The following is a 26,424-nucleotide window of genomic DNA, read 5'->3' as shown; positions in this document are numbered from 1 at the left end:
AAACAACAAAGCCTTGGCTCTCGCCAGGGCTTTGTCATCAATCTGAGCAGGACCGCAGTCCTGCTTCTTCATACGCTGCGCAAAGATCAGTGCGTCACGCGGGTGGTGCGGCCGTTGGAGAGCAGACGCACACGTTCGCCGACGCGGAAAGGTTCATCGGCATCCTGGGTGATGGCGCGCAATTCGCCGTTATCCAGACGCACGGTGATTTCCAGGCCCGGACGGTTGTTCAGGTGGGCTTCGGCCTGGTTGCCCAGCACGCCGCCGGCCAGGGCACCGACGATGCCGGCAGCCAGGGCGCCGTTGCCGCCGCCGATGTTGGAGCCGGCAGCGATGCCGCCCAGCGCCGCGCCGCCGAGGGTGCCGATGCCGGTCGAACCCTTGTCGATGGTCACGTTGCGGATCGATTCGACGACGCCCATGCGCACGGTCTGTTCACCTTGGGCCTGGTGGGAGTTGTAGACGCTGGCCGAGTTGGGGGTCACTGCGCAGCCGGCCACGAGGGAGCCCAGGGCGGCGATCAAAAGCAATTTCTTCATACAAAAAACTCCGACTGATAACTGTTTGGCCCGTCTCCGGGCGGCGGGGGGAATTCGTGCGTCCGCGCGAACGCAACATGATCGCGCGTTTGGCGCCGGAGCACATAATCCTTTACATCTTAATACAAAGACGTCCCGAGCCGGAAATCCACCGCAATCCGGTGACATCAATAAGCGATGTGCCAGCGGCGATACAGGAAGGCCAGCACGAACAGCGGCCCGACCAGCAAAAACCGCAGATCCTCGAAGAAAGACGGCTTCTTGCCCTCGATGCGGTGGCCGATGAACTGGCCGATCCAGGCCAGCACGAAGACCACCGCCGACACCGGCAGCACCGCTGCGGCAGGCAGCCGTGCCAGCACCACCAGCATCAGCGCCGACATGGCCAGCATGCCCACGGCAAAGGGTGGCGAAAGGCGCAGATACCAGGCCAACGCGGCGGCGGCCACCAGCAGGGCCACGGCGGGAGAAACGCTCCAGCACAGCCCCAGCAGCGAAAACACGATGGCCGGTATGCAGATGCAGTGGATCAGTTCATTCATCGGATGGCGATGGCTTTGCGCATAGCGGGCCAGCAGTGCATCGATGCGGCGGGGGGAATTCATGCTGTCCATGCGGGGCTCCCTGCTCAGTGGCTGTTTAGTGGCTGTTTAGTCTGCTATTGACTGCCCAGGGCCTCAGCGGCCACCGGAAACGTCGATGAAAGTGCCGGTGGCATAGGAGGATTCGTCCGACAGCAGCCACAGGATGGCGTTGGCGACTTCGCCGGCGGTACCGCCGCGCTTCATCGGCACGGCATCCTTGAGCCGGTCCACCCGGCCGGCCTCGCCACCGCTGGCGTGGATGTCGGTATAGATCAGGCCCGGACGCACGGCGTTGACGCGAATGCCTTCGGCCGCCACTTCCTTGGCCAGGCCCACGGTGAAGGCATCGATGGCGCCCTTGGAGGCGGCATAGTCCACGTACTCTCCCGGTCCGCCCAGTTTGGCGGCCATCGACGACAAGTTGACGATGGCCCCACCCTGCCCGCCATGCCGTGTGGACATGCGCTTGACCGCCTCGCGGGCGCACAGCAGGCTACCGGTGACGTTGGCGACCAGCACGCGGGTGATGCGCTCGGCGCTCATGGCGTCCAGGCGCGACTGATGTTCCAGGATGCCGGCGTTGTTGACCAGGGCGGTGACGCGGCCCAGCTCCTGGTCGGTGGTGGTGAAGAGGCGCAGCACGTCTTCCTCTTTGGAGACGTCGCCTGCCACCGTGATGGCCCGCCCGCCTGCGGCGCGGATCTGGCTGGCGACCGACTCGGCCGCCTCGCGGTTGGAGACGTAATTGACGCAGACAGCGTAGCCGCGCTGCGCTGCCAGCAATGCGGTGGCCGCGCCGATGCCACGGCTGCCGCCTGTCACGATGATGACCTTATCTGTCATGTTCAGTCTCCCTTGAATGAATGGCCCGGCGCCTGGCGCCTGGGCGGGTTAAGCTAAGATATGAATTCTTGTGCATTTTGCCGCAAGCCAACCGCCTCTGCAGCCGCGCCATTGTGCACGGGCTGCGATGCAGGTGGCGCTTGCTGAAATTCTTTTCATCCCGGCCGTTTTCATGCCTGCTCGCTCTTCCTCTGCCGCCGCCCCTTCCTCTGCCGCTGATGCTGCTCACAATGGCGATACCGCCACTGCTGATCCCTTGCTGGCCAGCTTTGCGCCGGTGGTGGCGCCGGATACCCGCATCCTGATCCTGGGCAGCCTGCCGGGAGCGGCCTCGCTGGCGGTCCGCCAGTATTACGGGCATCCGCGCAATGCGTTCTGGCGGCTCGTGGGCGAAGTGATCGGAGTTGACCTTTACGCCATGGACTATGCCGCCAGGCTGGCCACCTTGCTGCAGCATCGCATCGGCCTGTGGGACGTGATCGCCCAGGCCCGGCGCATCGGCAGTCTGGACAGCGAAATCCGGGATCACAGCGGCAATGACTTGCTGACGCTGATCGCCACACTGCCGGCGTTGAAGACCATCGCCTTCAATGGTGGTACCGCTGGCAAGATCGGGATCAAGGCGCTGGGCGCCAAGGTGCAGGACTATCGGGTGGTGGTGTTGCCCTCGAGCAGTCCGGCGCATGCGGCGTTGGCGTATGAGGACAAGCGTGCGCGCTGGCTGGCTGCACTGCGCTGATCAGCGCCGGGTGATCAGGGTCATATCGGCATCTTCGACCACGCGATCAATCACGTTCTTGAGGTTGCTGCGGGCGTCGGTAAAGTGGGCTGTGCGCATGGGCAGCCTCCTGCGATGACCGAAAGCTGCACCCTGGCACATGTCCATATTGGTACATGTTGACCATTCCTTTCTTCATTTCCTGAAGAACAGATAGTCATAAAACTCCCCCGAAAACCCGCCATTGAAGATCAAATACTGCAAAGCCTTCGCGAAAAACACGATGGCGCAGAAGACGATGGCCAGCTTCAGGCAGAGGATGAGGTTCTTGAGCATGGCGCAAGTTTAATGGAGCGCGGGCCGCCAGCGCCCACCCCGACGGCAAGCGGACGAAAAAAAACCGCCCGGCCTGAGGGCGGGCGGCAGAGAGCGGCTCTTGAAGCGACGTTCAGAACGCTGGCACCAGCGATCCTTTGAACTCGGTCTCGATGAACTTGCGCACTTCCTCCGACTGGTAGGCCTGCACCAGCTTCCTGGCCCAGGGCTTGTCCTTGTCCTCGGCCCGGGTGGCGATGATGTTGGCGTAACGGCCGCGTGGATCCTCCACGGCGATGGTGTCCTTCTGCAGCGACAGGCCAGCCTTGTAGGCATAGTCATTGTTGATCGAGGCCGCCGCCAGGTCGTCCAGCGAGCGTGGCAGTTGCGCTGCATCCAGTTCGATGAGCTTGAGCTTGAGCTTGCGCGGATTGTCGATGATGTCCAGCGGGGTGGCATTGACGCCGTTTTCACCCACGCCCGGCTTGAGCTTGATCAGACCGGCCTTCTGCAGCAGCAAGAGCGCGCGGTTGCCGTTGGAGGGATCATTCTGGATACCGACCTGCGCACCATTGGGCAACTGCTCCACCGATCTGAACTTGCGCGAGTAGATGCCCAGCGGCGCCGTGATGGTCAGGCCGACCGGTACGATTTTGTAGCCGCGCGCAGCGATCTGGCTTTCCAGGTAGGGACGGTGCTGGAAGGCGTTGGCGTCGAGGTCGCCGGAGGCCAGTGCGGCGTTGGGCTGGAGGTAGTCGCTGAAGACCACGGTCTGGATCTCAAGACCCTCTCGTGCAGCAACTTTCTTGACGACCTCGAAGATGGCCTCGGCACTGCCGACCGAGATGCCGACCTTGATCTTGTTCTTGTCCTGCGCACTGGCGCCGTGCGGCACCAGGACCAGGGTCAGCGCAGCAGCGGCGGCGATGCGCTTGATGATGGCAGCCAATGGCATGGGAACTCCGGAAATGATGAGGTCCGCATCCTCACATGCGCGCGCGTCCGGCAGAAGGAATGAATTCGCATGTCGATATGCGCAAAGCGTGCTGCGGCCGCTGGCGGGCTCTCAAGGCAAGGTATCATTCGGCATCCGCAGGCAGCCTCTCCGGCTGCCGCGCCGTTTCATTCATATCATGCTCATCCGAAGAAAATCCATCGAAGCCCAGGCCAATACCAAGGCCGGTCCCAATCGCCGCCGTCAACAGCTGGAAGCCGACGCCAGCAAACCCCGCAAACCGAAATATGCGCCCGTCACGCTGTCCGAGCTGGAAGGCGTGCGTTACCTGCATTTCGGTACCGAGTGGGTGCAAGGGGCCATGCGCATTCGCAAGCCGGACTGGATCGAGCTGGAATACGCCCAACAGATGATGGCCTGGATGCTCTTCAACCGGGCGCCACGTCACATCGTGCAGCTCGGCCTGGGAACCGGGGCACTGACCAAGTTCGCCTACCGGCAATTCCCGCAGGCGCAGGTGACGGCGGTGGAGCTGAACCCGGCCGTCATCGCCATCTGCCACAGCATGTTCAAGCTGCCGGAGCCGGACGACAGGCTGATGATCATCGAAAGCGATGCCATGGATTTCATCGTCCATGCCGCAACCCACGGCATCATCGACGCACTGCAGGTCGATCTCTACGACGCCACGGCGCGCGGGCCGGTGCTAGACAGCCCCGAGTTTTACCAGGCCTGCTATGACAGCCTGGCGCCGGGCGGCGTGATGACGGTCAATCTCTTCGGCGACCATCCCAGCTACGCCAAGAACCTGCGGGCGATGGAATATGCGTTCGATACCGTGGTCTCGCTGCCGGAAGTCCATGATGGCAATGTCGTGGCGCTGGCCTTCAAGGGTGCGGTGGAATTCGATTTTCCCGAACTCTATGGACGCGCGGCCCTGATCGAGAGCCAGACCAAGCTGCCGGCCAAGTCCTGGGTCAACGGGATCAAGGCCGGCTTGTCGGGCGACTGAGCAGGAGAATGAGGCCAGGCGTGGCGTTGGAGACGAAAAGATAAAATATTTTTATCTTTTTTCCAAAAAAGGCTTGCACGACCCCGACCTCCCTCCTATAATGCGCTCTCTCTTGCAGCACTGAGGCAACAACGAAGTGCAGCAACGGGGCGTTAGCTCAGCTGGTAGAGCAGCGGACTCTTAATCCGTAGGTCCACAGTTCGAATCTGTGACGCCCCACCAAATTTCAAAAGGCCTCCCAACACGAGGCCTTTTTCACTTCCAGGTCGACCTGATCGTTTCAGGAACACCACGGGGCGTTAGCTCAGCTGGTAGAGCAGCGGACTCTTAATCCGTAGGTCCACAGTTCGAATCTGTGACGCCCCACCAACAACGAAAAGCACCACGAGTGATCGTGGTGCTTTTTTTGTTGCTGCATGCCTTGCGGATTTGCAGCCCAAGGATCTTGCCCCCTCGTGCCCTGTTCTGCCCTCTTGCCCCCCTGCCGCTCCTGCCACCTGCTGCGCGCGATGTGTCATTCCCGGTGCGCCACTACTTTTCCTGTGAGAGGTCTGTGGGGCTGACTGCCTTAAACTCGCCGCGCTCTGCCTGGCCCACCGCCACCTTGCGCTGCCGTCCGGGCCGGGTTCGCTTGTGCTCTGTGGCGGTGGGCAAATCGCGCTTCTTCTTCGCGCCCTTGGACATCTGCGACAAGCCCGACAACAACTGCACCAGCGAACTGCGCATGGTCGCATCAACGGCACGATAACAGGCAATCAGTTCGCTCTCCTCCGGGCTGGGCCTGGCGCCGCGTACGCCGGTCAGCACATAGGTGAGATCAATGCCGATCTCCTCCAGGCCGTGCAGATAATAGGCGTCCGGCGCAGTCTCGCCGATCTCATATTTGATTTGCGTGCGCGCGGTGATATCGAGGTGGTCCGCTACCGATTTCTGGGTATGGCCGCAGCGGCCTCGCTCTTCAGCAAGGCGATCACCAAGTATTGTCAAAAATTCAGTTTTATTCGATGACATATGAAAAGGACCTCTCCTAGAATGTTGCTTTCAGTCCAACAGCGAGGAGACATCTTATGGCACAGAAGCAACAAAGCGAACGTAAGCCCGCAAAAGGAGCGACGCGTCTGGTGAATTTTCGATTAAATGAGGCGGAATTCGAGGAAGCCGCCTTGTTGGCGAGACAAACTTACCGCTCGCGTGCCCTGTTTATCCGCACGATGTACCTGCTGGGATTGCGGGCTTATCGTCGCGAGCATCCGGTCGAGTGAATCCGTGCGCCCGGCGTGCGCGCATCAACGGGAAGAAAAATGGCTGCCGCCTGCATCAGAGGCCTGCGTCAGAGGAGGCCGTGCCGCAGCAGGAAACTGCTGGCCGCCTGCACGACCTGTTCCGGTTGCTCCCGGTGAAGGACATGGCCGCACTGCGCCAGTACCTGATACTGGCCCTGCCCCGGAAACGCCGATGGCAGACTGGCAATCATGCGGGGATGCGCCAGGCTGCCGAATTCATCCAGATCACCATGCAGTGCCAGCACCGGACACACCAGACGCGCCAGCATGGGCGCCAGCGACCAGTCCGCAAAAGACGGCGAGAGCCAGGTGTCGATCCAGGCCGAGAGTACCCAGCGCGCCCGCTGCAAGTCGTTGCCGTGATATTTGGCCAGGCGTGCCAGTTGCACCGGGTCGGCGAAGCTGGCCCGGGCATTGCGGATGCCTTGCAAGGTACGGTCTTCGACGAAAGCCTGCGCCGATTCGGTTATGACGACCAGCACCTGCTGCGGCATCTGCGCGGCGGCAGATATGGCCATGCCGCCCCCTACGCTGTGGCCGAACAGGATGGCCTTGGGCACGCCGAAATGCTGCAGCACCACCTTCAGCGAAGCATTGGCTTCGGCGGCAATGAAGTCTGGCGGCAAGGCATCGCTACGCGCGGTGGACTGGCCGAAGCCGGGACGGTCATAAGCGATCACGGGAAGCCCCGTGCAAGCGGCGAGCCTGGCCGGAAAATCACGCCACAAGGCCACGGCGCCCAAGGAATCGTGCAACAGCACGATGGGTGGACGCCCCGCCAGCGGCCCGCCCCACTGGCTCGCGTACAGGACAGCGCCAGCCACCTCGATGGTCTCATCCCGCCGCTCTGCCATGCTCGCTCCTCGTCTCATACGGCTTGCGCCAGCCACAAGATGAACTGCCCGCGCAAATAAAAAGGCGCACCCGGGGGGGGTGCGCCTGAATCAGCCTTCAAGGGGGTATGCCTCCCCCTCAATATACCGGACACGCTATCAGCTTGCGCGACGTGCGAGCCCCAGTATCATGCAGGCGCATGGCTGGTGATATGTTGGCCACGGCCCATCAGTGATGCGCACCACCGCCCAGATAGGCGGCCTTGACCGCCGGGTCGTTCTGCAGCTTGTCGGCGGGTCCGTGCACGGAGATCTTGCCATTCTCCAACACATAGCCGTAGTCCGCAACATTGAGCGCAGCGGCGGCAAACTGCTCCACCAGCAGCATGGTCACGCCCTGCTCCTTCAGGCGCGAGATGATGCGAAACACCTCGTCCACCAGAATCGGGGCCAGCCCCATCGACGGCTCGTCCAGCAGGATCACTTCGGGATTCAACATCACCGCCCGCGCCATGGCCAGCATCTGCTGCTCGCCGCCCGAGAGCGTACCGGCCAGCTGCGTCTGCCGCTCCTTCAGGCGCGGGAACAGTTCCAGTGCGCGTTCCAGGTCATGTGCGATGTCGCCCTTTGGACGTGCCCGGGTAAAGCGCGGGAAGGCACCCAGCAACAGGTTGTCGATCACGCTCATGGTGGCGAAGACGCGCCGCCCTTCGGGCGAATGCGCCAGCCCGAAGCGGGCAATCCGGTGCGAATCCAGGCCGGTGATGTTCTTGCCGCCCAGGGTGACTTCGCCCCCCTTGGGCTTGATCATGCCGGAGATGGCGCGCATGGTGGTGGTCTTGCCGGCGCCGTTGGAACCGATCAGGGTCACCACCTTGCCCTTGGGGACGTCCATCGAAATGCCATGTAGCACCTCGACCTTGCCGTAAGCGGCGTGCAGATTGGAAATGGTCAGCATGTTCAGGCTCCCGCGGGGCTGGATGTGTTGTCATGGGCATCGCCTGCGCCACTGCCGAGGTAGGCTTCGATGACCTTGGGGTCAGCCTGGACCTGGGCCGGCTTGCCTTCGGCGATCTTCTGGCCGAAGTCGAGCACGGTGACGGTATCGCAGATCGACATGACCACATCCATGTGGTGTTCGATCAGGATGATGGTGATGCCGGCTTCGCGGATCTTGCGGATGATGGCGACGAGCTCCTTGATGTCGGGCGCGGTCAGGCCGGCGGCCGGTTCATCCAGCAGCAAGAGGCTGGGGTTCAGGCCCAGCGCGCGGCCGATCTCCAGCAGGCGCTGCTTGCCATAAGGCAGGTTGCGCGCCTCCTCGTTGGCCAGATTGGCCAGGCCCACGAACTCCAGGATGGCCGCAGCGCGTTCGCGTGCAGCCTGCTCTTCCCGCACATAACGTGGCGTTTTGACCATGACGTCGACCACGTTGCTGTCGAAGGTGTGATGCAGGCCCACCAGCACGTTTTCGGTGGCGGTCATTTCACCGAACAGCTGCACGTTCTGGAAAGTCCGCGCCACGCCACCCAGTGCAATGGCCGAGGGCACATTGCCGGAGATCGGGCGACCATCGTATTCCACCACGCCATCGGTAGGACGATAGATGCCGGTCAACACGTTCATCATGGTGCTCTTGCCGGAGCCGTTGGGGCCGATCAGGCCGTGCACGGTTCCCTTGCGCACATCCAGGTCGACGCGGTTCAAGGCCTTCAGCCCGCCGAACTGCATCAGGATCTGGTTCACCTTCAACAGCGTGGCGCCCTCTTCCTTCACCGAGTCGGTGGTGATGACCGCACGCTCCTTGTCACCGGCGACCTGCTGCGCCACCGGCACGTGCTTGGTCAGCACACGGCCAAACAGGCTGCGGCAGAAGCCGACGATGCCATCCTGCAGGTAATACACCACGAACAAGGTCATCAGACCAAAGATGGTCAGGCGCCAGTCGGTGATGTTTTCCAGCTTGTACGAGAAGGCCGCCATGGCAATCGTCGCCACCACCGGCACGGCGATGCCGCGAGCGGTCTTGGTCCCCTTGGCCAGTTGCACGCCAGCGCCGATCACCACGATCACCGCCAATACGGTGGCGATCTGGCGGAACAGCGCGATGTCCGACAGCAGGCTGGGCAACATCACCACGATCAATGCACCGATCAGCGAGCCGATGCGCGACTTGCGGCCACCCATGATCACCGCCAGCAAGAACAGGATGGTCAGTTCGAAGTTGTAGGTATTGGGCGAGATGTACTCTTCCGAATACGCATACAGCGCCCCCGACAGACCGGCCAGCGCCGCGCTGATGATGAAGGCATACACCTTGTAGCGATACACCGACACGCCCATGCAGTCCGAAGCGATGGGGCTGTCGCGCAGCGCCTGGAAAGCGCGGCCGAGGTTGGACTTGAGGATGCGATGCACCACCAGCATGGAGATCACCATCAGGATCGCCACCAGGTAGAAGAACTGCACCTCATTCATCTTCTCGCCCCCGATCATGGGCTTGTGCAGCTTGATGCCCAGCGGACCTTCGGTAAGGAAGGTCATTTCGTTGATCAGGATCTGAATGATGGTTCCGAAAGCCAGCGTCACCATCGCCAGGTAAGGCCCGGTCACGCGCAGCGCGGGTAATGCCAGGATGGCGCCGAACACGGCCGTCACGGCAATGGCCGCCGGCACCGTCACGAAGATCGGCATGCCCAGCTTGAAGAACAGCACGCCGGCCGCATAGGAGCCGATACCGAATAGGCCCGCATGGCCCAGCGAGACCTGGCCGGTATAGCCGACCACGATATCCAGCCCGAACAGCAGGATGGCGTAGATGAGGATGGTTTCGATCAGGTGCAGGTAATACGGGTTGTGCACCACCAGGGGAATGCCGCCCAGCGCGACAATGCCCAGCAAGGACAGCAGCAGGATTTTCTTGTTCATCGCATCAGACCTTCTTGATCGCAGTTTTGCCGAACAGGCCTGCAGGTTTCACCGCCAGGACCAGCAGCAGCAGCACCAGTCCCGGAACTTCCTTGTAGCCGGTCGAGATATAGAAACCGGTCACGGTCTCGGCCACGCCCAGGATCAGGCCGCCGACGATGGCGCCCATGCCCGAGGTCAGGCCGCCGATGATGGCTACCGCAAAGGCTTTCAGACCGAGGGCCGCGCCCATGGTGGCGCCGGTCAGCGTCAGCGGCGCCACCAGCACGCCGGCAAAGGCGGCAGTGGCCGATGAGAGCGCATATGAAAAAGTGATCACCATGCTGGTATTGATGCCCATCAGCCCCGCTGCATCGCGGTCGTTGGAGGTGGCCACCACGGCCTTGCCGTAGATCGACTTGCGATTGAACAATTCGACCGCCGCCATGATCAGCAAGGCGCCGATCACGACCAACACCTGCATGGGCTGCACGTTGGCGCCGAAGATCTGGAAGGGCGCGCCGGAAATCGGCGAAGGGAACGGCAGGTCGTCCTTGCCCCAGATGTTCTCGGCGACGTTCTTGAAGATGATGGCCAGCGCGATGGTGGACATGATCCAGCCGAATTCGGACTTGATCTTGATGGCCGGGCGCACGCCGATCCATTCGACGAAAATGCCCTGCAGGGCCCCGAAGACCAGCACGATGGGGATCATCAGCCAGTAGTTGAGATAAGGCCCGCCGTGGATGTTGCCCACCACGGAGAGCCCGACCAGCGCGCCCAGCATTAGGGCTTCGCCCTGGCCGAAGTTGAGCGTACCGGAAGTGGCAAAGGTCAGTTGGTAACCGAAGGCGATCACGGCATAGATCATGCCGAGCGCGATGCCGGAGAAGACCAGTTGTAAGAGGATGTCCATTGTGTTTCCCAAGAAGCGGCTACCGCCGGGTGGCGGCGTAGAGCTGCGACGATCTCACGGCGACCGGAGCCGGTGCCGTTAGAAATTCGTCAACAGATCGTGTAAAAAAGGCCAGCCCCCGGATCGCAAGGACTGGCCTATTTGACTACGTTGCGTGAAGCGGGTCGTATCTTATTTGCCGAGGATGACGCGGCCGTTCTTGACCTCGCCCATCACGACCATGCCAGGCTTGATGGCTTCGTGATCGTCGTGGGTGAACGGCTTGTCGTAGGTGGTGACCACGCCTTCGACCTTGGTATTGAGGTTTTCCAGCGCAGCGCGGACCTTCTCGCCATCGGTCGTGCCAGCCTGCTTGATGGCAGCGGCCAGCAGCAGGATGGAGTCGTAGCCCTGGGCAGCCGAAACGGCCGACGGCATGCGGTCAACCTTGTAGGCCTTCTGGTAAGCCTCGATGAAGGCCTTGCGCTTGGGCGTGTTGCCGTCCTGGATGAAGGTCTGCGGCATGCGGGCACCGTTGCCGTTCTTGCCGGAGTTGTCGATGAAGTTGCCCATCGACAGCGGCCAGCTGCCGATGATGGGCACGTGCCAGTTCAGCTTTTCCATGCCGTTGGCGATCTGCGCCAGTTCGGGGCCGATGCCGTAGGTCAGCACGGCCTGGGCGCCGCCCTGCTTGGACTTGAGCAACTGGGCCGTCATGTCGACGTCCTTGATGTTGTACTTTTCGACCGCCACCGGGGTGACCTTCTTGTCGGCCAGCACCTTCTCCAGGTCTTCGCGGCCGAGCTGGCCGTAGTTGGTGGAGTCGGCCAGGATGGCGACCTTGGTGAACTTCTGCTTGTCGACCGCTTCATCGGCGATCATCTTGGCCTGGATCTTGTCAGCGGCCGAGGTGCGGAAGATGTAGTTGTCCTTTTCCTTCTCGAACTGCTTGGTGATCACGGTGCCGGTCGCCACGTTGTTGATCACGGGGATCTTGGCTTCCTGGTAGAAGCGCTGCGAAGCGAGCGCCACGCCGGTGTTGATGAAGCCGACGGTGGCGACCACCTTCTCCTTGTTGATCAGTTCCTGGGCGATCTGCACGCCGCGTTCGTTCTTGGCTTCGTCATCACGCTCGACCAGCTGAATCTGGCGGCCCAGCAGGCCACCGGCCGCATTGATCTCGGCCACCGCCAGCTTGACACCATCGCGCATGGAGACGCCCATCGGGGCAGAGCCACCGGTGTAAGGGCCGGAAACGCCGATCTTGATCGGATCCGCAGCCTGCGAAGTGAGCGCCAGGCTCATCAGGGCAGCGGCAACAAAGGCTTGGGTCTTGTAGCTCATGTCATCCTCCAGAATGTAGTTGTTGGCTAGCACGCGAGACGGGCATAGCGCTTTTGGAACCCGCTCCGTGTGAACGAATTCTCCGCTCCCCCCTTCGCTCTGTGGCGAATCCTTGCGGGAGTGTCGGGCCGATTCTGTCCCAGTTTCCTTGCGCCAAACTTACAAGCTTGTCAGGAGCTGTCGCAGCTTCTCGGGCAGTGCGGTGGACTTCTCTTTCCTGAAATCGACCCAGACGATTTTTGCGGCACCGTCAGCATAGATGATCTGCTCATCGGCGGCGTCGCGGATGACATACGTAGTTTCCACACTCGTACGACCCAGGTGGCCTGCCGCCATCTCCACGACGATGCTGGCGGGATACTTCATCTGGCGGAGGAAATTGCAGTGCGCATTGACGATCACCGGCCCCTCCTCGCCAGCGATGGTGGGACCGAACACTTCTTCCAGCCACTCGATGCGGCATTGTTCCATGAAGCGGAAATAGAGCGTGTTGTTGACGTGGCCAAAGGCATCCATGTCACCCCAGCGGATGCGTTGCTGTGATCGGTACAAGGGCTTCTTTGCTGTCTGGTCGGGATGGCTCATCGTGGTCCTTTTCTGGTTTGATTCATCAATGGATGTAATTTTTTTCATGCGCGATGCGCTGAGTCTGTCGCATTTGCGACGCAGTGACGTCCCGCATCACGCACCTCCTTGCGAGTCATTTCCGCGTCATCCTGGCGGCCGATCCGAATTCTGCGCACAACAGCAGTGATCTGGCCAAAACCAACGGGCCATGAGCCCCGCGCGGAAAATCCCCTAAAATACGGCACTTCCGGAAAACCCTCCGGCGCAGCACTCCGCTTGCGTGCATTGTTTCAGACATGCACGTTAGCAGCTGAATAAAAATGACAGTTAAATCACCCTGCCCTCTAGCGTTCTTTCGAAAAATACTTAACAATAGCACGGTCGTTCGAAAACAGGCAGTTCACATAACACGGGACACCCATGACTTCATCTCAAGACTTGCTCGCACAATACGGTCCACGCGAATCGATGGAATACGACGTGGTTATCGTCGGCGGCGGCCCCGCTGGCCTGTCGGCGGCGATCCGCCTCAAGCAGCTGGCCGCGCAACAGGACCGTGAAGTCTCGGTCTGCGTGCTGGAAAAAGGCAGCGAAGTCGGCGCCCATATCCTCTCCGGCGCGGTGATGGACCCGCGTGCGCTGACCGAGCTGATTCCCGACTGGAAAGAGCAAGGCGCCCCGTTGAATACGCCGGTCACCGAAGACCGTTTCCTGTTCCTCTCGGCCACCAAGGCCTACAAGACACCGCACTGGCTCTTGCCGACCTGCTTCCAGAACCACGGCAACTACGTCATTTCGCTCTCCAACGTCACCCGCTGGCTGGGCCAGCAGGCCGAGGCGCTGGGCGTGGAAATCTTCCCCGGTTTCCCGGCTGCCGAAGTGCTCTACCACGAGGATGGTTCGGTCAAGGGCGTGGCCACCGGCAACATGGGCATCAACAAGGAAGGCGAACCCACGGCCGAATTCCAGCTGGGCATGGAACTGCATGCGAAATACACCTTCTTCGCCGAAGGTGCGCGCGGCCATCTGGGCAAGCAACTCATCGCCAGGTACAAGCTGGATGCCGGACGCGATCCGCAGACCTATGCCATCGGCATCAAGGAACTGTGGGAAGTGAAGCCGGAAGTGCACCAGCCCGGCCTGGTGGTCCACACTGCCGGCTGGCCGCTGGCTAATGACACCTACGGTGGCTCCTTCCTGTATCACCTGGAAAACAACCAGGTGGCGGTCGGTTACGTGGTTGGCCTGGCCTACCAGAATCCTTATCTCTCGCCCTTCGAGGAATTCCAGCGTTACAAGACCCATCCGGAGATCCGCAAGTTCTTCGAGGGCGGCAAGCGTATCTCCTACGGCGCCCGTGCGATCACCGCGGGTGGCGTGCAGTCGCTGCCCAAGCTGGTCTTCCCCGGTGGCGCGCTGCTGGGTTGCGATGCGGGCTTCCTCAATGCCTCGCGCATCAAGGGCAGCCATGCCGCCATCAAGAGCGGCATGCTGGCGGCAGAGGCAGCCTTCAATGCGCTGGGCGAGAACCGCCAGGCTGACGAGCTGGCAGCCTATCCGGCAGCCTTCGAGGCCTCTTGGCTGAAGGAAGAACTGCACAAGGCGCGCAACTTCAAGCCCTCGATGAGCAAGGGTCTGGTGACGGGCACGCTACTGGTGGGCATCGACCAGGTACTGTTCGGCGGCAAGGCACCGTGGACGCTGCGTCATTCGCACGCCGACCACGAATGCCTGCGTCCGGCCTCGGACTTCGCGCCGATCGCCTATCCCAAGCCGGATGGCAAGCTGACCTTCGATCGACTGTCCTCAGTCTTCATCTCCAACACCAACCACGGTGAAGATCAGCCCGCGCACCTGACGCTCAAGGACAAGAACGTACCGGTGCAGGTGAACCTGGCCAAGTATGCTGGCCCGGAATCGCGCTATTGCCCGGCCGGGGTGTATGAGTTCGTGAAGAATGAAGACAATTCGGACCGCCTGCAGATCAACGCGCAGAACTGCGTACACTGCAAGACCTGCGACATCAAGGACCCGACGCAGAATATCGTCTGGGTCACGCCGGAAGGCGGTGGCGGGCCGAATTATTCGGGGATGTAAGCGCGCTGCACGGCGCCTTGAAAAACGAAAGCCGCATCCACCGGATGCGGCTTTTTCGTAGGGGCTGGCCTCAGATGCCAGCCGGGCGTTCCGGTGGTGTCCAGCTACCACTCACAATCTTCTCCAGCCAGAACACCCCGATCACGGTCTTCACATCGGTGATCTGCCCATTGCGCACCTGCTCCACCAACTCAGCCAGCGGGGCCTTGTAGATGTCGAGGAATTCACCTTCGTCCAGAGCGCGCTCCCCTTCTTTCAATCCGCGCGCTACGTACAGCACCAGATGCTCATCCGAGTAAGCGATGGCATTGTGGATGGTGCAGACGTATTGCCACTCGGCGGCGGTATAACCGGTTTCTTCCTTCAGCTCGCGCTTGGCGCACTCCAGCGTGTCCTCGCCCGGATCGATCTTGCCGGCCGGGAATTCGATGAACACGCGATCCAGCGGATAGCGGAACTGGCGCTCCATCAGGACGCTACCGTCATCGAACAAGGGCAGCACGGTGACCGCGCCGGGGTGCCTGATATATTCACGGGTGCTTTCCTTGCCATCGGGGAGCACGATGGTGTCCTTCTGGACCTTGAGGAAATGGCCGTCGTAGACCTGACGGCTGTCTTTTTGGATCTCTTTGAGATGGGCGTCCATGATATGAGCGAGGGAGTGAGGGTGAGGAGTGAAAGCGCATGGCGGTGCATTCAGCTCGCACCAAGTAAAAAGGCGCCGATCTCTGACCGGCGCCTCATGGGGCTGCTTCAGGCATGTTGCTTGCGCAGGTAGCGCATCACATAGCCCGGGTAGGCCAACACCAGGAACAGACAGCCGGTGATGGCATAGAATTCCCAGCCCTGCGAAAAGACGTTGCCGATGCCGGCTTCCAGCAGATGGGCGACCACGCCGACGGCGAAATACAGTACCACCAGCTCCAGCAGACGCAACCAGACCGGCTTGACCCAGGCTGCGTCCTTCTTCAGGGGAATCAATCCAAACAACTGCTGGTTGAAGAACGGCAAATTGGCCGCCAGGGCGGCCAACAGGATCACGATCCAGCTGAAGAGGGAAACGTTCATTTCCCCTCTCCCTTACGCCAGGAACTTGCTGATGTAGTTCGCCAGCGTGCTGCTCAGGGCACGGGTGCAAAGATCCATCAGATGGTTGGGCCACAGGCCGATGGCCAGAGCGGCGATACCGTTGAGGCTGAGCACCAGACGCATTTCGGGGGTCGCGACGATCTTGCTGGTGTCAGCAGGCTCATCGAAGTACATGACCTTGACCACGCGGATGTAGTAGAACGCGCCAATGAGCGAGAACACCACGGCCAGCACCAGCAGCCAGATCTGGCCGGTAGCCATGGCAGCCTGCAGCACGGACAGCTTGGCATAGAAGCCCACCAGCGGCGGGATACCGGCCAGCGAGAACATCATGATCATCATCACGGCAGCAAACCAGGGGCTGCGCTGATTCAGGCCCTTGAAGTCGTCCAGGGTATCGGCTTCGAAGCCCGAACGCGACAGCAGGATGATCATGCCGAAGGAACCGAGCGTGGTGATCACGTAGGTCACGGCATAGAACAGCGAGGAGCTGTAGGAATTGACGGCCGAGTACAAGTTGCCATCCACCACGCCGGCCAGCATGCCCAGCAGCATGAAGCCCATGTGCGAGATGGTCGAGTAGGCCAGCATGCGCTTGATGTTGGTCTGCGCGATGGCGGTCACGTTACCCAGGATGATGGACAGGACAGCCAGCACCATCAACATCTGTTGCCAGTGCTCGGCCAGCGGCAGCAGGCCTTCGACCAGCAGACGGAAGGTGATGGCGAAGGTCGCCAGCTTCGGCGCTGCACCCAGCAGCAGGGTCACGGGAGTGGGCGAACCCTGGTAGACGTCCGGCACCCACATGTGGAAGGGCACGGCGCCCAGCTTGAACGCCAGCCCGGCCACCACGAACACCAGGCCGAACACCAGCGGGGTCTGATCGACGGTGCCGGAGACGACGGCGCGGAACACTTCGTTCAGCTCCAGCGCACCGCCGGTCGCACCGTAGAGCATGGACATGCCGTACAGCAGGAAGCCCGACGCCAGCGCACCCAGGATGAAGTACTTCATGCCGGCTTCGGTGGAAGCCGCGTTGTCACGACGCAGGGCCACCAGCGCATACAAGGACAGCGACATCAGTTCCAGGCCCAGGTAGATGGACAGGAAGCTGTTGCCGGAGATCATGACCATCTGGCCCAGCAGCGCGAACAGTGCCAGGGCGTAGTACTCCCCGCCCAGGGCACCGCCGGTGATGCCGCGCACGGTGTTGTACTGGCGCGAGTAGATCAGCGTGACACCCACACCCAGGTAGGTGAACAGCTTCAACAGGTTGCTCAGCGGATCGGACACGTACATGTTGTTGAACGTGTAGACCGTCGCCCCCGTGTTGAGGTCAACAAAGCTCAGTACCGCACACACCACCAGCACTGCCAGGGACAGCAGATAGGTGATGACGCGCTTGCTTTCCGGCAGGAACATATCGATCAGCAGGATCGCGGAGGTCGCAATCAGCAGAAATATTTCCGGATAGACAGGGATCAGATTCATGTTATTCATTTAGTTACTACCGCTTGTGTTGCCCGCTTGTGTGTCGCGACCTTGGCCGCGCCGCCCGACCGGTCATGCCACACCGGCTCGTCTCGTTACTCGTTGTTGCCCAGCTTGTTTGCCGGCGGGACGCGAGCGCCCCGCCCTTTCACTTCATGACTGCGCAGATCAGTTGATCTTGGAGACCGCCACGTGCTTCAGCAGGTCGGTCACCGAGGTCTGGATGCTGTCGGTGATGATGCCCGGATAGATACCCATGACCAGGGTAGCAATCGCCAGCAGGCCCAGGATCAGGAACTCGCGGGCATTCACGTCCACCAGCTCGGCCACGTGGTGATTGGCCACGGCACCGAAGATGACACGCTTGGCCAGCCACAGCGAATACGCCGCGCCCAGGATCAGGGCGGTCGCAGCCAAGAGGCCAATCCAGAAATTGAACTTCACCGCACCCAGGATCACCATGAATTCGCCGACGAAACCGGAAGTGGCCGGCAAGCCGCAGTTGGCCAGCGAGAACAGGATGAAGAAGAAGGCGAAGCGCGGCATCTTGTTCACCACACCGCCATATTGGGCGATCTCACGGGTGTGCATCTGGTCATACAGCACGCCGATACACATGAACATCGCGCCGGAGACGAAACCGTGCGAGATCATCTGCACGATGCCGCCCTGCAGGGCCATGTCGTTGAACATGAAGAAGCCCAGGGTGACGAAGCCCATGTGGGCAATCGACGAATAAGCGACCAGTTTCTTCATATCCTGCTGGACCAGGGCCACCAGACCGATGTAGATCACGGCCACCAGTGACAGGAAGATCATAAAGCCCGACAGCGCATGGCTGGCGTCCGGCAGGATCGGCAGCGAGAAGCGCAGGAAGCCATAGGCACCCAGCTTGAGCATGATCGCCGCCAGCACGATGGAGCCACCGGTCGGCGCCTGCACGTGGGCGTCAGGCAGCCAGGTGTGCACCGGCCACATCGGCACCTTCACGGCGAAGGCCGCCAGGAAGGCGAAGAACAGGACCTTCTGCTCGATCATCGACAGCGGCACCTGGTGCCAGGTCGGGATCTCGAAGCTGCCACCGGACACGTAGTACAGGTAGATCAGGGCGATCAGCATCAGCAGCGAACCCAACAGCGTGTACAGGAACAGCTTGAAGGCTGCATACACGCGGTTGTCGCCGCCCCAGACGCCCACGATGATGAACATCGGGATCAGGGTCGCTTCGAAGAAGGCGTAGAACAGCATCGCATCCAGCGCCGAGAACACGCCGATCATGATGCCCGAGAGGATCAGGAAGGCACCCATGTACTGGGCCACGCGCTTCTGGATCACCACCCAGCCGGCCAGTACCACGATGACCGTGATGAAGGCGGTCAGCGGCACGAACCACAGCGAGATGCCGTCCAGGCCCAGGAAGTAGCTGATGCTGAAGCGGTCGATCCAGGGCGTCTTTTCGACGAACTGGTAACCGTGCGCCAGCGGATCAAAGTGCTGGATCAGCGGGAAAGTAGCGACCAGACCGACCAGCGAACCGAACAGCGAGAGCCAGCGGGCCAGGCCCGGATTGCTGTCGCGGCCCAGTGCCAGGACGAGGATGCCGAAGACGATCGGTACCCAGATCGCAAGGCTCAGGATGGGAAATGTTGACTGCATCATGGTTGTTATGTACTCGGACAGCTTATTTGGCGAACGGGAGCGGCATGAACCACACCAGGAAACCCAGCACCCCGATGATCATCACGAACGCATAGTGATAGATGTAACCGGACTGCCAGAGACGCGTGAATTTCGAGAACCAGCCGACGACCTTGGCGCTGCCGTTGACGAACAGACCGTCGATCAGGCCACGGTCACCCACGGTGGACAGTCCGCTGCCCAGCAGGCGTGCACCGCCGGCGAAGACGACTTCGTTGAACTTGTCCATGTAGTACTTGTTGTCCAGGATGGTGTAGATGATGCTGAACTTTTCCTTGAACCAGGTCGGCACGCGCGGGTTGATCATGTAGCAGTAGTACGCCACGACCACACCGGCAATGGCCAGCCACAGCGGCGCGCTGGTGAAGGCGTGCAGCACCATGGCCACCGGGCCGTGGTATTCGTGGGCCAGCTCTTCCATGACCTTGTGGTTTTCGCCGAAGAAGATCACGCCCTTGAAGAAGTCGCCATACAGCATCGGCGAGATCGCGAAGAAACCGACGATGACCGAGGGAATGGCCAGCAGGATCAGCGGCAGGGTCACCACCAGCGGCGACTCGTGCGGCTTCTGGCCCGGAGCCAGGCCGTGATGGTGCTCGTCATGGCCGTGGTCATCATGCGCATCGTGGGCATGGTCGTCATGCACGCCGTGGGCCGCAGCCGGGGCGTGATGATCGTCATGGCCGTGGGCCTGACCGAAACGCTCCTTGCCGTGGAAGACCATGAAGTACATGCGGAAGGAGTAGAAGGCCGTCACGAAGACGCTGGCCAGCACGGCGAAGTAGGCAAAGCCCGAACCCGGCAGGTGCGATTCGGCTGCGGCTTCGATGATCGAATCCTTCGAGTAGAAGCCCGAGAAGAAGGGCGTACCGATCAGCGCCAGCGAACCCAAGAGCGAGGTGATCCAGGTGATGGGCATGTACTTGCGCAGGCCGCCCATGTTGCGCATGTCCTGATCGTGGTGCATGCCGATGATGACCGAACCGGCGCCCAGGAACAGCAGTGCCTTGAAGAAGGCGTGGGTCATCAGGTGGAACACGGCCACCGAGTAGGCCGAAGCACCCAGTGCGACGGTCATGTAACCCAGCTGCGACAGCGTGGAGTAAGCCACGACGCGCTTGATGTCGTTCTGCATGGTGCCCAGGAAGCCCATGAACAGCGCCGTGATGGCACCGATCACCAGGATGAAGGACAGCGCGGTGTCCGACAGCTCGAACAGCGGCGACATGCGGGTGACCATGAAGATACCGGCCGTCACCATGGTGGCGGCGTGGATCAGCGCGGAGATCGGGGTCGGGCCTTCCATCGAGTCCGGCAGCCAGACGTGCAGCGGGAACTGGGCCGACTTGCCCATGGCGCCGACGAACAGGCAGATACAGGCGACGGTCAGCAGCATCCAGTCCGTACCCGGCAGAGTCAGCTGGGCCAGCTCGGCGCGCTTGGCGAAGACTTCGGTGTAGTTCATCGAACCGGCGTAAGCCAGCAGCAGGCCGATCCCCAGGATGAAGCCGAAGTCACCGACACGGTTGACCAGGAAGGCCTTCATGTTGGCCTTGATGGCGGTCGGACGGGTGTACCAGAAACCGATCAGCAGGTAGGACACCAGGCCCACCGCTTCCCAGCCGAAGAACAGCTGCAGGAAGTTGTTGCTCATGACCAGCATGAGCATGGAGAAGGTGAACAGCGAGATGTAGGAGAAGAAGCGGTTGTAACCCTCATCTTCGGCCATGTAGCCAATGGTGTAGATGTGCACCATCAGAGACACGAAAGTCACCACGCACATCATCATCGCGGTCAGGCTGTCGACCATGAAGCCGATCTCCAGCTTGAGGCCTGCCACCGTCATCCAGTTGTACAGCGTACCGTTGTAGGTGGCGCCGTCCAGCACTGCAAGCAGGGTCTGGAGGGAGATGATGGCGGCAATCAGCACGCCCAGGATGGTCGCGGTATGCGACACCTTGCGGCCAACCACGTTGCCGAAGAATTTGGTACCCAGCAAGCCGGCGATAGCCGAGCCTGCCAGCGGCGCCAGGGGTACAGCAAGAAGAAGATGTGGGTTAAGTTGCCCAGCCATGATGAACCTTATCGCTTATTGGCTGCCCCGCCTGCACCATCTGCTGCAAGGGGGCCTCCCATCTTTAAATGAAATTCAAACCAGAACGCAAAAACAGGACGCTGCGGATGCCGACTCAGCCCTTGAGGCTGTCGAGGTCTTCCACGTTGATGGTATCCAGGTTACGGAACAGCACCACCAGAATCGCCAGACCGATGGCGGACTCGGCCGCAGCCACGGTCAGGATGAAGAACACGAAGATCTGTCCGCCCGCGTCACCGAGGTAATGCGAGAAAGCAATGAAGTTCATGTTGACCGCAAGCAGCATCAGTTCGATGGCCATCAGGAGGACGATGACGTTCTTGCGGTTCAGGAAAATGCCGACGATCGAGATCGCAAACAGGATCGCGCCGATGATCAGGTAATGGGAGAGCGTGATTGCCATGATTCTTGTTCGCCCTTCTTAAGATTGTTGAGCCGGCTTGTCGGACGCAGCAGCGGCGGCGTCGGCAGCGGGTTCATTGCGGGTGGATTCGGCCTTCATGCTGACCAGGCGCACGCGATCCGATGCCTTGACCTTGACGGCCTGGGCCGGGTCGAAGTACTTGCTGTCCTTGCGGCGGCGCAGTGTCAGTGCGACGGCGGCGACGATGGCCACCAGCAGGATCACGGCTGCGATTTCGAAACCGTACACGTATTCGGTGAAGATCAGCTTGCCCAGCGGCTTGGTCTGGCCCAGCGTGTCAGAGGCAGCCGGCACCTGGGACTCGTAGACCCAGAAGCTGTTGAGCAGCACCGCCGCCATTTCCAGCACGATGATCACGCCGATGGTGGCAGCCAGCGGGAAGTAGCCCCAGAAGCCTTCGCGCAGCTTGTCCATGTTGATGTCGAGCATCATCACCACGAACAGGAACAGCACCATCACCGCACCGACATAGACCAGCACCAGCACGATGGCCAGGAACTCGGCCTTGAGCAGCATCCAGAGACCGGCTGCCGAGAAGAACGACAGCACCAGGAAGAGCGCCGCATGCACCGGGTTGCGGGCCGTGATGACGCGTACAGCGGCGATTACCACCAGCACCGCGAACACGTAGAACAAGACAGTTTTAAATTCCATAATCAACCAGAAGTTGGTTCATTCAATCAGCACGGGGACAGCACAGCAGGCCATCCCATCGCAATACATCCAGCACATTGCCGCAAGTCCTGCACCACCCTGCCGGCCGCCCTGTTTTACGCAGGGCCACCCGGCAGTACCGATCAACGGTAGGCAGCGTCGGCTGCACGTGCAGCGGCGATTTCGTTTTCGTAACGGTCGCCCACTGCCAGCAGCATTTCCTTGGTGTAGTACAGGTCGCCCCGCTTTTCACCGTGGTATTCCAGGATATGCGTTTCGACGATCGAGTCGACCGGGCAGGACTCTTCGCAGAAACCGCAGAAGATGCACTTGGTCAGGTCGATGTCGTAGCGGCTGGTGCGACGGGTACCGTCGGCACGCTGCTCGGATTCGATGGTGATGGCCATCGCCGGGCAGACCGCTTCGCACAGCTTGCAGGCGATGCAGCGTTCTTCACCGTTGGGATAACGGCGCAGCGCATGCAGACCGCGGAAACGCGGCGACATCGGCGTCTTTTCCTCGGGGAACTGCACCGTGATCTTGCGCTTGAACAGGTAGCGACCGGTCAGGGCCAGGCCCTTGAACAGCTCGCGGAGCATCAGGCTGCCGAAAAAATCCTTAATAGCTTCCATTTTTAGCCTCAGCCTTCCAACTTATTTCCAGATATTCCAGGGCGACTGGATCCAGATCGCCACGACCACCAGCCACACCAGGGTCAGCGGGATGAACACTTTCCAGCCCAGACGCATGATCTGGTCATAGCGATAGCGCGGGAACGATGCGCGGATCCACACGTACAGCGACAGGAAGAAGAAGGTCTTCAAGCCCAGCCAGATCCAGCCCGGGATGAAGTCCAGCGCGGACACCGGAGCCGACCAGCCGCCGAAGAACAGCAGTGCGGTCAGGATCGAGATCAGGATCATCGCGGCGTATTCGGCCAGGAAGAACATGGCGAAGGACATGCCCGAGTATTCGATCATGTGACCGGCCACGATTTCGGATTCGCCTTCCACGACGTCGAACGGGTGGCGGTTGGTCTCGGCCACACCGGAGACGAAGTAGATCACGAACACCGGCAGCAACGGCAGCCAGTTCCACGACAGGAAGTTCAGGCCCATGGCGGCGAACTGCCCCTTGGTCTGACCCAGCACGATGTCGGTCATGTTCAGGCTGCCGGAGACCATCAGCACCACCACCAGGCAGAAGCCCATGGAGATTTCGTAGGACACCATCTGTGCCGAGGCGCGCATGGCACCCAGGAAAGCGTACTTCGAGTTGGAGGCCCAGCCGGCGATGATGATGCCGTAGACTTCCATCGAGGTGATCGCCATCAGGTACAGCAGACCGGCGTTGACGTTGGCCAGCACGTGTTCCGGCGAGAACGGCACCACCGCCCAGGCGGCCAGCGCCGGCATGATGGTCATCACAGGCGCCAGGTAGAACAGCGCCTTGTTGGCCTTGGACGGAGTAGAGATTTCCTTGAAGATCAGCTTGACGGCATCCGCGATGGGCTGCAGCAGGCCGGCCGGCCCCACGCGGTTGGGGCCCAGACGCACGTGCATCCAGCCGATCAGCTTGCGCTCCCAGTAGGTCATGTAGGCCACGCACACCAGCAGCGGCACCATCACCACCAGGATCTTGACCAGGGTCCACACCAGGGTGAACAGGGTCGGACCCAGGTAGGCCGGGCCTACCGTATTGATTTGGGCGATCAGGTGATCCATTTTTACGCTTTCTCCACGACGATTGCGCCAAACATGCCGCCCAGTGCAGCGGTGGAGGCGTGCGCAGCGGCGACGCGAACCACGTTTTCCGGCAGTTTCTTATCGATGGCCGCGGTCAGCGCAGCGCTGCCCGAGCCTTGCTTGACATTCACCTTGTCGCCTTCAGCCACGCCCAGCTTGGCAGCCAGTGCGGCCGACAGCCATGCCTTGGGTGCCTGGCCGTCGCGGGTTTCCAGCAGCGGCGGCGAGCGGCGTGCGATCGCATCGGCGAAGTAGATGGGCACATCGGCCACGCGCTCCACACCGGCGGGAGCGGCTGGCACGGCCTGCGCTTGCACGCTGGCGATGTTGTTCAGGCGGGCCGACAGGTCGGTTTCCTTGCCCAGCAGTTCGTCGCGGATGGATTCGGCGGTTTCGTACTCGAAGTTTTCCAGCTCCAGCAGGTTGCCCAGCACGCGCAGGACCTTCCAGCCCGGACGCGCATCGCCAGCCGGCTTGACTGTGCCGTTGAAGCTCTGTGCACGGCCTTCGGCATTGACGAAGGTACCGGCGGTTTCGGTGAACGGCGCGATCGGCAGCAGCACGTCGGCGTAGTCGGCACCGTGCTTGAAAGCCGACATCACCACGACCATTTCGGCCTGGTTCAGGGCGGCACGAGCCGCTTGCGGATCGTAGCTGTCCAGTTCCGGCTCGGCGTTCAACAGCAGGTAGGCCTTGCGCGGCTGTGCGAACACGGCAGCGGCGTTGGCGCCCTTGCCCGGGGTCGGCACGGCATTGGCCAGGTAGCCACCAACGGCGTTGCCGCCTTCGGTCAACACGCCCAGCTTGGCGCCGGTCTGTTCAGCGATCCACTGTGCGGCGGCATGCAATTGCGCAGCTTGCGGATGCTGGACGGCAGCATTGCCCAGGAACACGCCACGGCCTTCGCCCGACAGCAGGCTGGCAGCGGTGGCCTTGGCCGCGTCCGATGCGACCACGCCAGCGTAGGCGGCGGGAGCAGCCACACCCTTGGCTTCAGCCACGGCCACGGCCACTTCGGCCAGCGCGGACAGCCATGCCGAAGGAGCGGCGATGATCTTGTTGGCGACCGGCATGAGCAGATCGTCGTCGGTGGCGTGCAGCACGCTGATCTTGGCACCGCTCTTGGCGGACTGGCGCAGGCGGGCCGACAGCAGCGGGTGATCCTTGCGCAGGAAGGAACCGATCACGAAGACGCGGTTCAACTGCGAGAACTCGACGATGGACATGCCCAGCCAAGGCTTGATCTGGCCATCCAGACCGAAGTCCGACTGACGCAGGCGGAAGTCGACGTTATCCGAACCGACACCGCGCACGACCTTCTGCAGCAGGCTCAGTTCTTCCAGCGTGGAGTACGGGGTACCCAGCGCAGCGATGGAATCGGCGCCGTGTTCGTGACGGATGTTGCGCAGGCCGTGGGCGACGTATTCCAGCGCGGTCTGCCAGTCCACTTCCTGCCACTTGCCGTCTTGCTTCAACATCGGCTTGGTCAGGCGCTCGGCGCTGTCCAGCGCTTCATAGGCGAAGCGGTCCTTGTCGGAGATCCAGCACTCGTTGACTTCTTCGTTTTCGAAGGGCAGCACGCGCATGACCTTGCCATTCTTGACCTGGACGATCAGGTTGGCGCCAACGCTGTCGTGCGGGCTCACCGACTTGCGGCGCGACAGCTCCCAGGTACGGGCGCTGTAGCGGAACGGCTTGGAGGTCAGCGCACCCACCGGGCACAGGTCGATCATGTTGCCCGACAGTTCGGAATCCACGGTCTTGCCGACGAAGGTGGTGATCTCGGAATGTTCACCGCGGCCCAGCATGCCCAGTTCCATCACGCCGGCCACTTCCTGGCCGAAGCGCACGCAGCGGGTGCAGTGGATGCAGCGGTTCATTTCCTTCATGGAGATCAGCGGACCGACATCCTTGGGCTCCACGACACGCTTTTCTTCCTGATAGCGCGAAGTCGAACCGCCGTAACCGACGGCCAGATCCTGCAGCTGGCACTCACCGCCCTGGTCGCAGATGGGGCAATCCAGCGGGTGGTTGATCAGGAGGAATTCCATCACGCCCTTCTGGGCCTTGACGGCCTTGTCGCTGGCGGTGCGCACGATCATGCCGTTGTTGACCGGCGTGGCACAGGCAGGCAGCGGCTTCGGGGCCTTTTCGACCTCGACCAGGCACATGCGGCAGTTGGCCGCGATGGACAGTTTCTTGTGATAGCAGAAGTGAGGGATGTACGTGCCGATCTTGTTGGCAGCGTCCATGACCATGCTGCCTTCTTGCACTTCAACCTTCTTGCCGTCTATTTCGATTTCAACCATGGCTGTTTGCCCAAGCTAAATATTCTT

General features: G+C 61.3%; 26 protein-coding genes, 2 tRNA genes and 1 pseudogene. 6 read left to right on the top strand and 23 right to left on the bottom strand.

Translation table 11 applies throughout. From position 1 onward, the window contains the following. Positions 1 to 86 precede the first annotated feature (86 nt). From AACH55_RS08400 to AACH55_RS08390, 3 genes are all read right to left on the bottom strand, one after another. Positions 87 to 539: a glycine zipper 2TM domain-containing protein gene (locus AACH55_RS08400; RefSeq protein WP_338718979.1), complete on the bottom strand. Its 453-nt coding sequence runs from the start codon at positions 537 to 539 to the stop codon at positions 87 to 89. Between the two features lie 167 nt (positions 540 to 706). Beyond that, on the bottom strand, positions 707 to 1,153 hold the full coding sequence (locus AACH55_RS08395) for an Mpo1-like protein (RefSeq protein ID WP_338718978.1): 447 nt from the start codon (positions 1,151 to 1,153) through the stop codon (positions 707 to 709). Positions 1,154 to 1,216: 63 nt separating this feature from the next. Continuing rightward, the gene (locus AACH55_RS08390; protein ID WP_338718977.1) at positions 1,217 to 1,966 is read right to left on the bottom strand and encodes an SDR family oxidoreductase; all 750 of its coding nucleotides are present in this window, start codon (positions 1,964 to 1,966) and stop codon (positions 1,217 to 1,219) included. Between the two features lie 256 nt (positions 1,967 to 2,222). Here AACH55_RS08390 and AACH55_RS08385 point away from each other — a divergent pair, with 256 nt between their 5' ends. Next, positions 2,223 to 2,705, top strand: coding sequence for a DNA-deoxyinosine glycosylase (locus AACH55_RS08385; protein WP_338720224.1), 483 nt, complete (start codon positions 2,223 to 2,225; stop codon positions 2,703 to 2,705). 3 nt (positions 2,706 to 2,708) lie between these two features. Here the strand turns inward: AACH55_RS08385 and AACH55_RS08380 are convergent. From AACH55_RS08380 to AACH55_RS08370, 3 genes and pseudogenes are all read right to left on the bottom strand, one after another. After that, positions 2,709 to 2,804, bottom strand: a pseudogene (locus AACH55_RS08380) (type II toxin-antitoxin system prevent-host-death family antitoxin); the annotation flags it as partial. Between the two features lie 75 nt (positions 2,805 to 2,879). Next, entirely contained in the window at positions 2,880 to 3,020 is a 141-nt protein-coding gene (locus AACH55_RS08375) for a hypothetical protein (protein ID WP_338718976.1), read from the bottom strand. A gap of 112 nt (positions 3,021 to 3,132) precedes the next feature. Continuing rightward, on the bottom strand, positions 3,133 to 3,954 hold the full coding sequence (locus tag AACH55_RS08370) for a MetQ/NlpA family ABC transporter substrate-binding protein (RefSeq protein WP_338718975.1): 822 nt from the start codon (positions 3,952 to 3,954) through the stop codon (positions 3,133 to 3,135). Positions 3,955 to 4,132: 178 nt separating this feature from the next. Between AACH55_RS08370 and AACH55_RS08365 the strand changes: the two genes are divergently transcribed. The 3 genes from AACH55_RS08365 (at position 4,133) to AACH55_RS08355 (ending at position 5,335) form a co-directional block, all read left to right on the top strand. Then, a complete protein-coding gene (locus AACH55_RS08365) occupies positions 4,133 to 4,966 on the top strand; it encodes a spermidine synthase (RefSeq protein WP_338718974.1) in 834 nt (277 codons plus the stop codon). A 146-nt stretch (positions 4,967 to 5,112) separates the two neighbouring features. Continuing rightward, positions 5,113 to 5,188, top strand: a tRNA-Lys gene (locus AACH55_RS08360). 71 nt (positions 5,189 to 5,259) lie between these two features. Continuing rightward, positions 5,260 to 5,335: transfer RNA gene (locus tag AACH55_RS08355), tRNA-Lys, on the top strand. 162 nt (positions 5,336 to 5,497) lie between these two features. Here AACH55_RS08355 and AACH55_RS08350 read toward each other — a convergent pair. Next, a complete protein-coding gene (locus AACH55_RS08350) occupies positions 5,498 to 5,977 on the bottom strand; it encodes a helix-turn-helix transcriptional regulator (RefSeq protein WP_338718973.1) in 480 nt (159 codons plus the stop codon). A gap of 56 nt (positions 5,978 to 6,033) precedes the next feature. On the opposite strand from AACH55_RS08350, the gene AACH55_RS08345 reads away from it, so the two are divergent. After that, positions 6,034 to 6,228, top strand: coding sequence for a hypothetical protein (locus tag AACH55_RS08345; RefSeq protein WP_338718972.1), 195 nt, complete (start codon positions 6,034 to 6,036; stop codon positions 6,226 to 6,228). 68 nt (positions 6,229 to 6,296) lie between these two features. Here AACH55_RS08345 and AACH55_RS08340 read toward each other — a convergent pair whose 3' ends face one another. The 6 genes from AACH55_RS08340 to AACH55_RS08315 all read right to left on the bottom strand — a co-directional run bounded on the left by AACH55_RS08340 (position 6,297) and on the right by AACH55_RS08315 (position 12,813). After that, the gene (locus AACH55_RS08340) at positions 6,297 to 7,103 is read right to left on the bottom strand and encodes an alpha/beta hydrolase (protein WP_338718971.1); all 807 of its coding nucleotides are present in this window, start codon (positions 7,101 to 7,103) and stop codon (positions 6,297 to 6,299) included. A gap of 208 nt (positions 7,104 to 7,311) precedes the next feature. Further along, positions 7,312 to 8,040, bottom strand: coding sequence for an ABC transporter ATP-binding protein (locus AACH55_RS08335; RefSeq protein ID WP_338718970.1), 729 nt, complete (start codon positions 8,038 to 8,040; stop codon positions 7,312 to 7,314). 2 nt (positions 8,041 to 8,042) lie between these two features. Continuing rightward, positions 8,043 to 10,010: a branched-chain amino acid ABC transporter ATP-binding protein/permease gene (locus tag AACH55_RS08330; RefSeq protein ID WP_338718969.1), complete on the bottom strand. Its 1,968-nt coding sequence runs from the start codon at positions 10,008 to 10,010 to the stop codon at positions 8,043 to 8,045. A gap of 4 nt (positions 10,011 to 10,014) precedes the next feature. Further along, a complete protein-coding gene (locus tag AACH55_RS08325) occupies positions 10,015 to 10,905 on the bottom strand; it encodes a branched-chain amino acid ABC transporter permease (protein ID WP_338718968.1) in 891 nt (296 codons plus the stop codon). A gap of 171 nt (positions 10,906 to 11,076) precedes the next feature. Further along, the gene (locus AACH55_RS08320; RefSeq protein ID WP_338718967.1) at positions 11,077 to 12,228 is read right to left on the bottom strand and encodes an ABC transporter substrate-binding protein; all 1,152 of its coding nucleotides are present in this window, start codon (positions 12,226 to 12,228) and stop codon (positions 11,077 to 11,079) included. Positions 12,229 to 12,387: 159 nt separating this feature from the next. After that, positions 12,388 to 12,813, bottom strand: coding sequence for an acyl-CoA thioesterase (locus AACH55_RS08315; RefSeq protein ID WP_338718966.1), 426 nt, complete (start codon positions 12,811 to 12,813; stop codon positions 12,388 to 12,390). 402 nt (positions 12,814 to 13,215) lie between these two features. Here AACH55_RS08315 and AACH55_RS08310 point away from each other — a divergent pair, with 402 nt between their 5' ends. Next, complete coding sequence (locus tag AACH55_RS08310) at positions 13,216 to 14,892, top strand: electron transfer flavoprotein-ubiquinone oxidoreductase (RefSeq protein ID WP_338718965.1); 1,677 nt, start codon at positions 13,216 to 13,218, stop codon at positions 14,890 to 14,892. A gap of 70 nt (positions 14,893 to 14,962) precedes the next feature. Here the strand turns inward: AACH55_RS08310 and AACH55_RS08305 are convergent, their stop codons facing one another. The 10 genes from AACH55_RS08305 to nuoG form a co-directional block, all read right to left on the bottom strand. Beyond that, on the bottom strand, positions 14,963 to 15,538 hold the full coding sequence (locus tag AACH55_RS08305; protein WP_338718964.1) for an NUDIX hydrolase: 576 nt from the start codon (positions 15,536 to 15,538) through the stop codon (positions 14,963 to 14,965). A gap of 107 nt (positions 15,539 to 15,645) precedes the next feature. Further along, positions 15,646 to 15,960 carry a DUF2818 family protein gene (locus AACH55_RS08300; protein ID WP_338718963.1) on the bottom strand — a complete coding sequence of 105 codons (315 nt, stop codon included), beginning with the start codon at positions 15,958 to 15,960 and terminating at the stop codon, positions 15,646 to 15,648. 12 nt (positions 15,961 to 15,972) lie between these two features. Beyond that, positions 15,973 to 17,481, bottom strand: coding sequence for an NADH-quinone oxidoreductase subunit NuoN (nuoN, locus tag AACH55_RS08295; protein WP_338718962.1), 1,509 nt, complete (start codon positions 17,479 to 17,481; stop codon positions 15,973 to 15,975). 159 nt (positions 17,482 to 17,640) lie between these two features. Beyond that, positions 17,641 to 19,131 (bottom strand): NADH-quinone oxidoreductase subunit M, encoded by a 1,491-nt coding sequence (locus AACH55_RS08290; protein ID WP_338718961.1) that lies wholly within the window; start codon positions 19,129 to 19,131, stop codon positions 17,641 to 17,643. Positions 19,132 to 19,153: 22 nt separating this feature from the next. Beyond that, on the bottom strand, positions 19,154 to 21,244 hold the full coding sequence (gene nuoL / locus AACH55_RS08285) for an NADH-quinone oxidoreductase subunit L (RefSeq protein ID WP_338718960.1): 2,091 nt from the start codon (positions 21,242 to 21,244) through the stop codon (positions 19,154 to 19,156). A gap of 115 nt (positions 21,245 to 21,359) precedes the next feature. Further along, positions 21,360 to 21,668: an NADH-quinone oxidoreductase subunit NuoK gene (gene nuoK, locus AACH55_RS08280; protein WP_013233782.1), complete on the bottom strand. Its 309-nt coding sequence runs from the start codon at positions 21,666 to 21,668 to the stop codon at positions 21,360 to 21,362. A gap of 18 nt (positions 21,669 to 21,686) precedes the next feature. After that, entirely contained in the window at positions 21,687 to 22,343 is a 657-nt protein-coding gene (locus tag AACH55_RS08275; protein WP_338718959.1) for an NADH-quinone oxidoreductase subunit J, read from the bottom strand. 143 nt (positions 22,344 to 22,486) lie between these two features. Continuing rightward, complete coding sequence (nuoI, locus tag AACH55_RS08270) at positions 22,487 to 22,975, bottom strand: NADH-quinone oxidoreductase subunit NuoI (RefSeq protein WP_006712947.1); 489 nt, start codon at positions 22,973 to 22,975, stop codon at positions 22,487 to 22,489. A 21-nt stretch (positions 22,976 to 22,996) separates the two neighbouring features. Continuing rightward, positions 22,997 to 24,067, bottom strand: a complete 1,071-nt coding sequence (gene nuoH / locus AACH55_RS08265) for an NADH-quinone oxidoreductase subunit NuoH (RefSeq protein ID WP_338718958.1) — start codon at positions 24,065 to 24,067, stop codon at positions 22,997 to 22,999. Positions 24,068 to 24,069: 2 nt separating this feature from the next. After that, complete coding sequence (gene nuoG, locus AACH55_RS08260; RefSeq protein ID WP_338718957.1) at positions 24,070 to 26,397, bottom strand: NADH-quinone oxidoreductase subunit NuoG; 2,328 nt, start codon at positions 26,395 to 26,397, stop codon at positions 24,070 to 24,072. Positions 26,398 to 26,424 lie beyond the last annotated feature (27 nt).

The sequence above is a fragment of the Herbaspirillum sp. DW155 genome (assembly GCF_037076565.1).
In the GTDB taxonomy this organism is placed as follows: Bacteria; Pseudomonadota; Gammaproteobacteria; order Burkholderiales; family Burkholderiaceae_D; genus Herbaspirillum.
This window is presented reverse-complemented; position numbering and strand designations above follow the sequence as displayed.